Annotated in this window: 13 protein-coding genes and 1 pseudogene; 2 read left to right on the top strand and 12 right to left on the bottom strand. The window is 75.7% G+C overall.

The window, feature by feature from the left end; translation table 11 throughout:
- Positions 1–4 precede the first annotated feature (4 nt).
- From ACI79D_RS14360 to ACI79D_RS14350, 3 genes are all read right to left on the bottom strand, one after another.
- Positions 5–1057, bottom strand: a complete 1053-nt coding sequence (locus tag ACI79D_RS14360) for a PhoH family protein (protein WP_456919096.1) — start codon at positions 1055–1057, stop codon at positions 5–7.
- A gap of 199 nt (positions 1058–1256) precedes the next feature.
- Positions 1257–2069 (bottom strand): enoyl-CoA hydratase/isomerase family protein, encoded by an 813-nt coding sequence (locus tag ACI79D_RS14355; RefSeq protein ID WP_456919095.1) that lies wholly within the window; start codon positions 2067–2069, stop codon positions 1257–1259.
- A 56-nt stretch (positions 2070–2125) separates the two neighbouring features.
- Positions 2126–2482, bottom strand: a complete 357-nt coding sequence (locus tag ACI79D_RS14350; protein ID WP_456919094.1) for a histidine triad nucleotide-binding protein — start codon at positions 2480–2482, stop codon at positions 2126–2128.
- Between ACI79D_RS14350 and ACI79D_RS14345 the strand changes: the two are divergent.
- Positions 2394–3284 (top strand): annotated as a pseudogene (locus ACI79D_RS14345) (PhnD/SsuA/transferrin family substrate-binding protein); the annotation flags it as partial. The gene ACI79D_RS14350 and the pseudogene ACI79D_RS14345 sit on opposite strands and share 89 nt — an antisense overlap.
- Before the next feature lie 21 nt (positions 3285–3305).
- On the opposite strand, the gene ACI79D_RS14340 reads toward ACI79D_RS14345, so the two are convergent.
- From ACI79D_RS14340 to hrcA, 3 genes are all read right to left on the bottom strand, one after another.
- On the bottom strand, positions 3306–4070 hold the full coding sequence (locus tag ACI79D_RS14340; RefSeq protein WP_456919093.1) for a 16S rRNA (uracil(1498)-N(3))-methyltransferase: 765 nt from the start codon (positions 4068–4070) through the stop codon (positions 3306–3308).
- A gap of 73 nt (positions 4071–4143) precedes the next feature.
- Positions 4144–5280 carry a molecular chaperone DnaJ gene (gene dnaJ, locus ACI79D_RS14335; RefSeq protein ID WP_456919092.1) on the bottom strand — a complete coding sequence of 379 codons (1137 nt, stop codon included), beginning with the start codon at positions 5278–5280 and terminating at the stop codon, positions 4144–4146.
- Between the two features lie 15 nt (positions 5281–5295).
- Positions 5296–6318, bottom strand: coding sequence for a heat-inducible transcriptional repressor HrcA (hrcA, locus tag ACI79D_RS14330; protein ID WP_456919091.1), 1023 nt, complete (start codon positions 6316–6318; stop codon positions 5296–5298).
- A 220-nt stretch (positions 6319–6538) separates the two neighbouring features.
- Between hrcA and ACI79D_RS14325 the strand changes: the two genes are divergently transcribed.
- Positions 6539–6946 carry a type II toxin-antitoxin system VapB family antitoxin gene (locus ACI79D_RS14325; RefSeq protein ID WP_456919090.1) on the top strand — a complete coding sequence of 136 codons (408 nt, stop codon included), beginning with the start codon at positions 6539–6541 and terminating at the stop codon, positions 6944–6946.
- A gap of 106 nt (positions 6947–7052) precedes the next feature.
- On the opposite strand, the gene ACI79D_RS14320 is transcribed toward ACI79D_RS14325, so the two are convergent.
- From ACI79D_RS14320 to hemW, 6 genes are all read right to left on the bottom strand, one after another.
- Positions 7053–7658: a response regulator transcription factor gene (locus ACI79D_RS14320; protein ID WP_456919089.1), complete on the bottom strand. Its 606-nt coding sequence runs from the start codon at positions 7656–7658 to the stop codon at positions 7053–7055.
- A complete protein-coding gene (locus ACI79D_RS14315; RefSeq protein ID WP_456919088.1) occupies positions 7655–8764 on the bottom strand; it encodes a sensor histidine kinase in 1110 nt (369 codons plus the stop codon). The genes ACI79D_RS14320 and ACI79D_RS14315 overlap by 4 nt, the downstream gene beginning before the upstream one ends.
- 20 nt (positions 8765–8784) lie before the next feature.
- Positions 8785–9531, bottom strand: a complete 747-nt coding sequence (locus ACI79D_RS14310) for an ABC transporter permease (protein ID WP_456919087.1) — start codon at positions 9529–9531, stop codon at positions 8785–8787.
- A complete protein-coding gene (locus tag ACI79D_RS14305) occupies positions 9528–10433 on the bottom strand; it encodes an ATP-binding cassette domain-containing protein (protein WP_456919086.1) in 906 nt (301 codons plus the stop codon). The genes ACI79D_RS14310 and ACI79D_RS14305 overlap by 4 nt, the downstream gene beginning before the upstream one ends.
- A gap of 68 nt (positions 10434–10501) precedes the next feature.
- Entirely contained in the window at positions 10502–10831 is a 330-nt protein-coding gene (locus ACI79D_RS14300) for a TraR/DksA family transcriptional regulator (RefSeq protein WP_456919085.1), read from the bottom strand.
- A gap of 95 nt (positions 10832–10926) precedes the next feature.
- Positions 10927–12147 carry a radical SAM family heme chaperone HemW gene (gene hemW, locus ACI79D_RS14295; RefSeq protein ID WP_456919084.1) on the bottom strand — a complete coding sequence of 407 codons (1221 nt, stop codon included), beginning with the start codon at positions 12145–12147 and terminating at the stop codon, positions 10927–10929.
- Positions 12148–12382 lie beyond the last annotated feature (235 nt).

Genomic DNA, 12382 nt, shown 5'->3' with positions numbered 1-12382 from the left:
CCGGTCAGCTCCCCTGCCGGCGCGGCCGCGACGGGCGCACCGCCGGCTGCCCCGGGCCGGCCGGCGCGCTGCGCTTCTGGGCGGCGTCCCAGCGCTCGTAGGCGTCGACGATGTCGCCGACCAGCCGGTGCCGGACGACGTCGGAGCTGGTCAGGTTGGCGAAGTGGACGTCCTCGATGCCGTCGAGGATCTCCCGCACGATCCTCAGGCCGCTCTGCGCGCCGCCGGGCAGGTCGACCTGCGTGACGTCACCGGTGACCACGATCTTGGAGCCGAAGCCGAGCCGGGTGAGGAACATCTTCATCTGCTCGGCGGTGGTGTTCTGCGCCTCGTCGAGGATGACGAACGCGTCGTTGAGCGTGCGGCCGCGCATGTAGGCCAGCGGCGCCACCTCGATGGTGCCCGACTGCATCAGCCGCGGGATCGACTCGGGGTCGACCATGTCGTGCAGCGCGTCGTACAGCGGCCGCAGGTACGGGTCGATCTTCTCGCTCAGCGTGCCGGGCAGGTAGCCCAGCCGCTCGCCGGCCTCGACCGCCGGGCGGGTGAGGATGATCCGGTTGACCTGCTTGGTCTGCAGCGCCTGCACCGCCTTGGCCATCGCCAGGTACGTCTTGCCGGTACCGGCCGGGCCGATGCCGAAGACGATGGTGTGCGCGTCGATCGCGTCGACGTAGCGCTTCTGGTTCAGCGTCTTGGGCCGGATCGTGCGGCCCCGCCGGCTGATGATGTCGAGACTGAGGACGTCGGCCGGCCGCTCGGACCCGCCGGCGCGGAGCATGCCGATGACCCGGCGCACCGAGTCCGGGCGCAGCGCCTGGCCGGTGCCGATCAGGGCGATGAGCTCGTCGAAGACGGCGACGGCGAAGGCGTTGTCGGCCGGCTGCCCGGTGACGGCGATCTCGTTGCCGCGCACGTGGACGTCGGTGTCGACCTCGTTCTCGACCAGCCGGAGCAGCTCGTCGCCGGTGCCGAGGAGGGCGACCATGGGGACCGAGTCGGGGACGGTGATGGTGGTCCGGACCGCGGCCGGGACGACGTCCTCCAGGCCGGGCACGGACGGGGCGGGCGAGCCGAGGTGGCCGTCCGCCGCTGCGGCCTGCGCCGATGCCTCACGGGACGTGGGTGCACCCGGCACGGGGACGTTCGGGGAGGAGTCGGGCAAGAACCCTCGACCCTGCCTTCCTGCTACGGCGATGCGGACCTCTCGAGTCTACCCGCGTGCCGACCCCCGGAACCCCGCGTCGAGCAGCCGGTCACCGTCCGGAGTACGTCGCCTTCCCCGGGCCCTCGGCGAGGAAGGACGCGACGGCGCCGCGCAGGTCCTCGGTGCCGAACAGCGCGCCGGAGACCTCCGGGACCAGATCGTCGGCGGCCCGCGCGCCCTGACGGACGGCGGTGGTCACGAGCGTCTTCGTGGCCGCGTGCGCGACGGTCGGCCCGGCGGCGACGCGGCGGGCGTAGCCACGGGCGGCCTCGGCGAAGCCGTCGTCGGGCAGGACGCGATTGACCACGTCCCACCGCTCGAGCACCTCGGCCGGGTATCGCTCGCCGGTGAAGACCAGCTCCTTGGCGCGCGCCGGGCCGGCCCGCTCGGCCAGCCGCTGCGGACCGCCCATCGACGGGGTCAGGCCCACGACGATCTCGACCAGCCCGAAGCTCGCGCTCTCCGCCGCGAGCAGCACGTCGCAGGCCAGCGCCAGCTCGAAGGCGGCGGTCAGGGTGAGCCCGTGCGCGGCGAAGACGGTGGGCACCGGCAGGTCCTCGAACGCCTGGGCGACGCGCAGCAGGCGCCGCCACAGGCCGGCGCCCTCCCCGGTGGGGTCGGGGCCCTCGGCGATGTCGCGGAAGAAGGTGACGTCGACCCCGCCGGAGACGACCTTGCCGCGGGCCTCGACCAGCACCGCGCGGGCGCGGCCGGCGTCGGCCGGGTCGGTGAGTGCTCCCAACTCGTCGGCGACCCGCTCGATCGCGTCGAACACCGGGGCGTCGAAGAGGTTCAGCGGCGGGTTGTCCAGGACGACGACGGCGACGTCGCCGTCACGCTCGATGCGCACGGGCTCGGTCATGCGGCCACCCTGTCGCCGGGGGGCCGAAATGGCCATCTCTGCTCCTCAGGGAGGGGTCAGCCCGGGGGCCAGTTCAGGTGGCGGCCGCCCAGGACGTGCAGGTGCACGTGGTGCACCGTCTGCCCGGCCGCCGGGCCGGTGTTGGTGACCACCCGGTAGCCGGGCTCGACGTCGTACTCGGTCGCCAGCCCCTCCTGCACCGCCACCTCGTGCGCCGCGCGGACGACGGTGGCGAGCAGGTCGGGGTCGGCGGTGGCGAGCGAGGCGACCGTGGGGTGGTGGTCCTTCGGGATCACCAGCACGTGCGTCGGGGCCTGCGGGTTGATGTCCCGGAAGGCGAGCGTGCGGTCGGTCTCGTGCACCACGGTGGCCGGGACCTCGCCGGCGACCATGCGGCAGAAGAGGCATTCCACGTCCCGGACGATAGGGGGCAGGTCACACCGGCGTGGGCCAGGATGGCCGGGACCCGCCCCCTCTCCGCCGGAGGTGTCCCGTGCCCGCCCTCTCCCCCCGCTCGAGGACGTAGTGAGCACCCGTCGCGTCGCCCGGTCGGGTGGCCCCGGAAGCCCTCTCCCCCCGCTGTCCCGCCGCACCCTGCTGGCCGGCGCCGGCCTCGCCCTCGCCGCCACGGTCACCGGCTGCGGCCGCTCCTCCCCCGTCTCCTCCTCGGCCTCCGGCCCGTCGGGCCCGCTGCGCATCGGCGCCATCCCCGACCAGGACCCCGAGGTCCTCCAGCGCCTCTACGGCACCGTCGCCGACTCGATGGCGACCGCGCTCGACGTCGAGGTGGAGTACCGCCCGGTCACCGACTACGGCGCGGCGGTCTCCCTGTTCAGCACCGGCGACCTCGACCTCGTCTGGTTCGGCGGGCTCACCGGCGTGCAGGCCCGCCTGCAGACCCCCGGCGCCGAGCCGGTCGCCCAGCGCGACATCGACGAGCGGTTCACCTCGGTGTTCGTCGTCAACGCCGGCACCGGCCTGGCCCCGGCCGACGACCTGACCGCCCTGGCGCCGCTGCGGTTCACCTTCGGCAGCGAGACGTCGACCTCCGGGCGGCTCATGCCGGCGCACTTCCTCCACGAGGCCGGCGTCGACCCGCAGGGGTTCCCCGGCGGGCCGGGCTTCTCCGGCTCCCACGACGCCACGCTCGCGCTGGTCGCGTCGAACAGCTACCAGGCCGGCGTGCTCAACAGCCAGGTCTGGACGTCGCGGTCGGCGGAGGGGCAGGCGTCCGTCCTATCGCCAGCGGGTGCGGACCGACAGGGCGGCCAGGGCCGCGGCGCCCGCGGTGGAGGTGCGCAGCACCTCGGGGCCCAGCCGCACCGGGCGGGCCCCCGCGGCGGCCAGGGCGACGACCTCGCCGTCGGAGAGCCCGCCCTCGGGGCCGACGACCACCGCGACGGTGCCCTCCGACGGCAGGTCCAGCCGGGCCAGCGGGTGGCGGGCCTGCTCGTGCAGCACGATCGCCAGGTCGACGTCGGCGAGCACCCCGCACACCTGCCGGGTGGTCATCAGGTCGGTGACCTCGGGCACCCGCGGACGGCGGGACTGCTTGCTGGCCGCGCGCGCGGCGGCCCGCCACTTGGCCACGCCCTTGGCGGCGCGGTCCTCGCGCCAGCGGGTGACGCAGCGCGAGGCCGCCCACGGCACGATCCGGTCGACGCCGAGCTCGGTGGCCAGCTCCACGGCCAGCGGGCCGCGCTCGCCCTTGGGCAGCGCCTGCACCAGGACCAGCTCCAGCGCCGGCGGGGGCACCTCGTGCCGTGCGGAGACCGCCACCCGCAGCCCCTCGGGCCCGGCGGAGAGCACCGCCCCCTCGGCGACGGTCCCCCGGCCGTCCCCGACGCGCACCTTCTCCCCGGCCGTGAGCCGCAGGACGTCGACGGCGTGCCGGCCCTCGGCGCCGTCGACGAGCAGCTCCTCGGCGTCGGGCAGCTCGTCGAGCAGGAACAGCGGCGCCCCGTCCAGCTCGGGCACGCGGTCGTCGGTCACGACGGTCACGCGACCTCCTCGCCGGCGCTCGTCGGCCGCGGTCCCGGCGGTGCCGTGTCCACCGGTGAGCTCGCGAGCTCGCTCACTTGAACGCGTCCCGCACGCGGGAGAACAGCCCGCCCTGCGCCCCGGAGGGGGACGCCGCCGGGTGGTCCTCGCCGCGCAGGGCGGCGAGCTCGCGCAGCAGCTTCTCCTGCTCGGCGTCCAGGCGGGTGGGCGTCTCGACCTCGACGTGCACGTACAGGTTGCCGCGCCCGGTGGCCCGCAGCCGCGGCGCGCCCTTGGCACGCAGGGTCAGCACGCTGGCCGGTTGCGTGCCGGGCCGGATGTCGACCTCCTCCTCCCCGTCGAGCGTCTCGAGGGTGAGGGTGGTGCCCAGCGCGGCGGCGGTCATCGGCAGGGTGACCCGGCAGTGCAGGTCCTCGCCGTCGCGGGTGAAGACCGGGTGCGGCTGCTCGTTGATCTCGACGTAGAGGTCGCCGGCCGGGCCGCCGCCGGGGCCGACCTCGCCGTGACCGGTCAGCCGGATGCGCATGCCGTCCTCGACGCCGGCGGGCACCTTGACCGGGATGGTGCGCCGGGCCCGGACCCGCCCGTCGCCGCCGCACTTGGGGCACGGCTCGGGGATGACCTGGCCGGTGCCGGCGCAGGTCGGGCAGGCGCGGGAGGAGACCACCTGGCCGAGGAAGGAGCGCTGCACGCTCTGCACCTCGCCGCGGCCGGCGCAGGTGGTGCAGGTGGTCGGGTGGGTGCCGGGCGCGGTGCCGGCGCCGGTGCACGCGTCGCAGAGGACCGCGGTGTCGACCGTGATCTCCCGCGTCGTGCCGAAGACCGTCTCGTCGAGGTCGAGGTCGATCCGGATGAGCGCGTCACCGCCGGCCCGGACGCGGCTGCGCGGGCCGCGCGTGGTGGCCCCGCCGCCGAAGAAGGCGTCCATGATGTCGCCGAGGCCACCGAACCCGGCACCCGCGAACGGCCCGCCCGCCCCCGCGCCGGCGCCGTTGTCGAACGGGTCGCCACCGAGGTCGACGATCCGGCGCTTGTCCGGGTCGGTCAGCGCCTGGTAGGCCCGGCTGACCTCCTGGAAGCGCTCCTTGGCCCCCGGGTCGGGGTTGACGTCGGGGTGCAGGTCCCGCGCCAGCCGCCGGTAGGCCTTCTTGATCTCGGCGTCGGTGGCGCCGCGGGACAGCCCGAGCACGCCGTAGTAGTCGGTTGCCATCGAGAAGTCTCAGCCTCAGCTCTCGGCCAGGATCTGGCCGACGTAGCGGGCCACGGCGCGGACCGCGGCCATGTTCATCGGGTAGTCCATGCGGGTGGGGCCGACGATGCCCAGGCCCCCGAGCGCGCGGTCCCCGGAGCCGTAGCCCACGGACACCACCGACGCACCGGTGAGCGCCTCGTGCGCGTTCTCCTCGCCGATGCGGACGAGCACCGCGCCGCCGGTGTCCACCTCGCTGATCAACCGCAGGACCACCACCTGTTCTTCCAGCGCCTCCAGCAACAGCCGCAGACTGCCGGGGAAGTCCCGCGCCTCGCGGGCCAGGTTCGCCGTCCCGCCGACGACCAGCCGGTCCTCCCGGGGCTCGACGAGGGTCTCGATCAGCGCGGCGCCGACCGTGGCGACCAGCGGGCGCAGGTGCGGGGGTGCGGTCTCCAGCAGGTCGGGCACCTTGCCCCCGGCGTCGGCCAGCTTCGCCCCGCTGAACGCCGTGTTCAGCAGGTTGCGCAGCTCGGCGACGTCGTCCCGGTCGACGTCGACCGGGCACTCGACGACGCGCTGCTCGACCCGGCCGGTGTCGGTGATCAGCACCAGCAGCAGCCGGGAGCTGGCCACCTGCACCACCTCGAGGTGGCGCACCGTGCTGCGCGACAACGTCGGGTACTGGACGACGGCGACCTGGTGGGTCAGCTGCGCGAGGAGGCGGACCGTCCGGTTGAGGACGTCGTGCAGGTCCAGCGCGCCGTCGAGGAAGCGCTCGATGGCCTTGCGCTCGGCGGCCGACAGCGGCTTGAGCCCGGAGAGCCGGTCGACGAAGAGCCGGTAGCCCTTGTCGGTGGGCACCCGGCCGGCGCTCGTGTGCGGCTGGGTGATGTAGCCCTGCTCCTCGAGCACGGCCATGTCGTTGCGGATGGTGGCGGGCGAGACGCCGAGGTCGTGCCGCTCGGCGAGGGCCTTGCTGCCCACCGGGTCGTTGGTGGACACGAAGTCCTGGACGATCGCCCGCAGGACCTGCAGGCGGCGCTCGTCGTGCGCCACGGTGACACCTCCCCGTACCGGTCGACGCGTCGTGCGACCCCGTCGCGGAGGCGCCCGGGCGCTCCCGGCACCGGCCGCTCGGACGGCTGGCACTCGCACGGACAGAGTGCCAGAACAGCATACTTGAAGGACCCCGTCCCCCTCACCGCTCGCAAGCTCGCGGCGAGCCTCCGGACGGGGCCGTCCACGAGGCGGCCGATAGGCTCGCGCCGTCGGTCCGGTGCCCACGCGGGCCCGCAGAGCGGAGGTCGGTGCCCTGATCTTCAAAGCGGTCCGCAACGGCCGGCCCTATCCCGAACACGGCCTCTCCACGCGGGACTGGGCCATGATCCCGCCCCGGCAGATCCGGCTCGACACCCTGGTCACGACCAAGAGCGAGCTGGCGCTGGACACCCTCCTCGCCGACGACTCCACCTTCTACGGCGACCTGTTCCCGCACGCGGTGCAGTGGCACGGCGACCTCTACCTGGAGGACGGGCTGCACCGGGCCCTGCGGGCGGCGCTGCAGCAGCGCAACGTCATCCACGTCCGGGTGCTCGACCTCGACGCCCTGATGCCGGCCGAGGCCGCCGGCCCGACCACCGCGGCCATCCCCGCCCAGCCCCCGGTCCCCGGCCGCCGGGACTGAAGGCCCCTGGGGCCCCGCCGCCGGCCTCCCTGCAGGGCCCCGCCGTGAGCCTGCGAGCGGAGGGGGGCAGGGAGGTCCTCCTCCGGTGGGGGGCGAGGGGGTCCTCCTACAGCCAGCCCTTCTCCTCGGCCACCCGGGCGGCCTCCACGCGGGTGCGGGCGCCGGTCTTGCCGATCGCCGAGCTCAGGTAGTTGCGCACCGTCCCCTCGGACAGGAACAGCCGCCGGGCGATGTCGGCGACGGTGGCGCCGTCCGCGGCCTCCCGGAGGACGTCGGCCTCCCGCGCCGACAGGGGCGTCGCGCCCAGGGCGAGCGCCGCCGCGGCGAGGTCGCGGTCGATGACCCGCTCCCCCGCCACCACGGCGCGGATGGCGCGGGCCAGGTCGGCGACCGGCGCGTCCTTGACCAGGAACCCGGCGGCGCCGACCTCCATGGCGCGGCGCAGGAACCCCGGCCGGCCGAAGGTGGTGAGGACCACCGCCCGGCAGGCGGGCACCACCTCCGCCAGCTCCCGCGCCGCCTCGATGCCGTCCCCGCCGGGCATCTCGATGTCGAGCAGGGCGACGTCGGGCCGGTGCTCCCGTGCCGCGGCGACCACCTGGTCCCCGCGCCCGACCTCGGCGACGACGTCGATGTCCTCCTCCAGCTCGAGCAGGGCGCGCAGCGCCCCGCGGACCATCGTCTGGTCCTCGGCGATCAGCACCCGGATCACGGCGCCCCCACCCGGGCCGCGAACGGCACCTCCGCGGCGACGCGGAACCCGCCGCCGGGGGCCTCGCCGGCCTCGAGCCGGCCGTCGAGCACGGCCAGCCGCTCCTCGAGCCCGGACAGGCCCGCGCCCCGACCGCGCGCCGCCTCCGCGCAGCCGCGGCCGTCGTCGGTCATGGTCAGCGCCGCCCGGCCGTCGGTCACCGCGACGTCCACCGTGACCGTGCGGGCACCGCTGTGCCGCAGCACGTTCGTCGTCCCCTCGCGGACCACCCAGCCGAGGACGGCGTCCACCGGGCCGGGCAGCGGCGGCACGCTGCGCGGCGCCCGCAGCGTGATGCCGGCGGCGGACAGCGCGGCGCGGGCCTCGGCGAGGGCGAGCGTGACGCCGATCTGCCGGTAGCCGCTCACCGCCTCCCGCACCTCGGCCAGGGCCCGGCGGGCCGCGGCCTCGACGTCGGCCATCTCCGCCCGCGCCCGCGCCGGGTCCCGCTCGGCCAGCCGGCCGGCGAGCTCGCTCTTCAGCGCGATGAGCGACAGGCTGTGGCCCAGCAGGTCGTGCAGGTCACGGGCGAAGCGCAGCCGCTCCTCGGCGACCGCCGCCCGCGCCTGCTCCTCCCGGGCCTCCACCAGCTCGGCGTTGACCGAGACCAGGTAGCGGGTGCCGCGCAGGGCGAAGCCGGTGAGCACGCAGATCACCGGGAGGATGAACAGGTCCGGGAACATGCCGTGCGCGGCGATGACCGACGCGCAGACCGCCGCCGCCCCGCCGACGGCCGGCCAGACCCAGCGCTCGGGCAGGCCGCCCGACGACGCCGCGGCCACGTAGATCATCAGGCCGGCCCAGGACGGGCCCAGCCAGACGGACAGCGAGACCCCGAGCACCGCCACCACGAGCAGCGCGCGCCACGGCCAGGCGCTCCCGCGGCGGCCGAACAGGCTGCTGAACACGACCAGGTACGCGGCGGTGAAGACCAGCAGCCCGGCCAGCGCCACCACCCGGACCCAGGCCGGCCGGGGCGTGGTGACCAGGTCGGCCAGCGGGAAGACCTGGAACAGCAGCCACGGCACGGCCCAGCCGAGCCGGTGCCAGCGAGTGCGCGGGTCCACGGCGCGGAACGCTAACCCGCTCACCCCGCCACGGCGTGCAGCGGACGACGCCGCGCCACCGCCGTGGCCAGGACGCCGAAGGCCGCGGCGAACCCCGCCACGGCCAGGACCGTCAGCGGGGCCGGCGCGCCGTCGGCGACCACGTCCCGGCCCAGCTCGGCGTACCAGTACGAGGGCAGGGTGTGCGCCAGCGCCCGCAGCGCCTCGGGGAAGACCTGCACCGGGACCCACAGCCCGCCCAGCGCGGCCAGGACGACGCCGAGGATGCCGATGGCCCCGCCGGCGGCCTTCTCCTCGAGGGCGAACCCGACCAGCAGGCCGAGCGCGACGAACGCCGCCGACCCGATCCAGAGGACCGCCACCAGCCCGGCCCACGTCCCCAGCCCGAGCTGCACGCCGTTGACCACCCGGCCGACCAGGGCGACGACCAGGAGGCTGGGCAGGGTCAGCAGCATGCCGACCAGCACGTCGACGGCCACCACCGAGGAGGTCGGCACCGGGGTGATGCGCAGCTGGCGCAGCCACCCGGAGGCCCGGTCGAACGAGATCCGGATGGTCGCGCCGAGGGCGGCTCCCAGGGCGCCGTAGGCCATCATCGAGACCATCGAGGTGGTCGCGTACGCCTGGTACTGCGCACCGCTGCCCGCCTGCGCCCCGAAGACCTTCGTGAAGAAGACCGTGAACAGCGCCGGCAGCAGCACGGTGAAGAACAGGTACTGCCGGTTGCGGGCGACCCGGCGCAGCTGGAAGGCGAACAGCGTGCTCATCGGTCGGCTCCGATGGGGGTCGCGGTGCGGGCGGTGAGGGACAGGACGGCGTCCTCCAGGCTGGCGCCGCGGACCTGCAGGTCGGGCAGCCGGCCCCCGTCGGCCAGCAGGGCGAGCAGGGTGGCCTCGACGTCGTCGGTGGCGAGGCTGACCCGCTCGCCCAGCCGCTCGACGGCCGTGACGCCGGGCAGCCCGTCCAGCCGGGTGCCCGCAGCGGCGGTGAAGCTCACCGTGCGGCCGGAGATCCCGGCCTTGACCTGCGCGGCGGTGCCGTCGGCGACGATCCGCCCCCCGGCGACGACGACCACGCGGTCGGCGACGGCGTCGGCCTCGTCGAGGTGGTGGGTGGCGAAGACGACGGTCGTGCCGCGGGCGGCCAGCGCGCGCATCGTCGTCCAGAAGGCCCGGCGGCCCTCGACGTCCATGGCCGAGGTGGGCTCGTCGAGCAGCAGCAGCGGGGGCTCGCCGGCCAGGGCGAGGGCGAGCAGGACCCGCTGGCGCTGGCCGCCGGAGAGCGCGTCGACCGGGCGGGCCAGCAGCCCCTCGATGCCGGCGGTCGCCGCGAGGTCGTCGAGCGGCCAGGCTCGCGGGTAGCTGCGCCGGACCAGCTCGAGGACCTCGCCCACCCGGCTCTCCCCCGGCAGCCCGCCGTGCTGGAGCATCGCGCCGACGCAGCCGGCCCGCACCGCTGCCGCCGGCGTCCGGCCGAGCACGCGGACGGTCCCGGACGAGGGCACCAGGCCCAGCACGGCGTTGACGATCGTCGACTTGCCGGCGCCGTTCGGGCCGAGCAGCGCGACGGTCTCACCGGTGCGCAACTGCAGGTCGAGGCCGTCGACGGCGACGGTGTCGCCGTAGCGGGCGGTCAGGTCCTGGACGTCGAGGGCGGTCTCCCGGGGCACCCGACCAGCCTGCGGACACCGGCCGCCCGCCAGTAGTGCGGGACGTCGGGAGTCCGGTCTGACATCCGTCAGGTGCGCTGGGAGCAGGCCACGCAGCTGGTCGCGAAGGGGCGCAGCTCCAGCCGCTCCTCGGGGATCTCGGTGCCGCAGCCGGTGCACCGGCCGTAGGTCCCGGCGGCGATGCGGCCCAGCGCCGCGTCGATGTCCTCGATGGTGCGCCGGAGGCTCGCCACCCGGGTCACCGCGACGTCGTCGGGCAGGGACTGCACGGTCTCGGCGAGGGCCAGCTCGCGTTCGTGCACCAGCTCGGCGCGCTGGCTCTCCAGCCGGAGGCGGAAGTGGTCCCAGCGGGAGTCGCCGGTGTCGGCGGGACTGCTCGGGATGCTGCTGGTGGTCACAGCGGGCCCCCTTCCTGGCCTGGCTGGCTCGCCCGGGAAGCCGGACGATAGCCCGCCCGAGGGGGTTCTGGAACGGGTCCGTCGGCCCCGCCGGGTCAGTCGGTCAGCTCCCGGACGAGGGCGTCGGCGAGCAGCCGCCCCCGGTCGGTGAGGACGGCGCGGCCGGCCTCGTGCGCCGCCGGCTCCAGCAGGCCGCGGGCCACGGCGCCCTCGGCGCGGGCCCGTCCCGCGGGCGACAGCGCGGTCAGCGGCAGGCCCTCCCGCAGCCGGAGGCCGAGCATGACCGTCTCCAGGGCGCGGTCGGCGTCGTCGAGCAGTTCGGAGTCCTGGGCGGGGCTCTCCCCGCGCAGCAGCCGGCCGGCGTAGGCCGCCGGGTGCTTGACGTTCCACCAGCGCAGCCCGCCCACGTGGCTGTGCGCGCCCGGTCCGACCCCCCACCAGTTCGCGTTGGCCCAGTACAGCTCGTTGTGCCGGCAGCGGGCGGCGTCTCCCCGGGCCCAGTTCGACACCTCGTACCAGTCGAAGCCGGCTCCGCGCAGCGTCGCGTCGGCCTGCTCGTAGCGGTCGGCGAGGACGTCGTCGTCGGGCATCGGCAGCTCCCCGCGGCCGATCCGGCGGGCCAGCCGCGTGCCCTCCTCCACGATGAGGGCGTAGGCGCTGACGTGGTCGATCGGCGCGGCGAGGACGGCGTCCAGCGAGGCGGCCCAGTCGGCGTCGGTCTCCCCGGGCGTGCCGTAGATGAGGTCGAGGTTGACGTGCTCGAAGCCGGCCTCCCGCGCCTCCCGCGCCGCCTCGACCGCCCGGCCGGGGGTGTGCCGCCGGTCGAGCACCGCGAGCACGTGCTCCGCGGCGGACTGCATGCCCAGGCTGACCCGGGTGAAGCCGGCCTCGCGCAGCCGGGCGAGGCTCGCCGGCGTCACCGTCTCCGGGTTGGCCTCGGTGGTGACCTCGACGTCGTCGGCGACCGGGAACAGCTCGCGGACGGCGGCCAGGACGGCGGCGAGGTCGTCGGCGGGCAGCAGGGTGGGCGTCCCGCCGCCGACGAAGACCGTCTCGACGATCGGTCGGTCCGGGCCCAGGACCTCGGCCGCCCGGCGCAGCTCGGTGATCGCGGTGCCGGCGTACTCGGTGCGGCTGGCGCCGGGCCCCAGTTCCTCGGCGGTGTAGGTGTTGAAGTCGCAGTAGCCGCAGCGGGTCGCGCAGAACGGCACGTGCACGTAGAGCCCGAAGGGCGTGGCGGTCAGCCCCTCGCGGGCGCTGTCGGGGAGCTGCCAGGAGACCGGCGGGGTGGGCAGCAGGGGCAGGACGGCGTTCATCTGCTCCCAGTGTGCCGCGCCGGCGGGTGGGCGCGACGGGGTGCGCAGCGTGACCTGCGCCCGGCCCCCGGGCCCCGGCCCGAGCCCGGTCGCCCGCGGTCGACCTGTCCTCCTGCCAGCTCGTGCTCTGCCCACCACCGTGGGCAGAGCACCAGCACCGGCGGGAGGCAACGGCGCCCGGAGCCCCGCGGCCAACAGGCGCTCCGGCCGGACCACCTGCCCCACCGGCCTGCGG

This window comes from Geodermatophilus sp. SYSU D00708 (genome assembly GCF_054050115.1).
The sequence above is the reverse complement of the archived record's forward strand: the minus strand, read 5'-3'. Positions and strand labels throughout refer to the sequence as shown.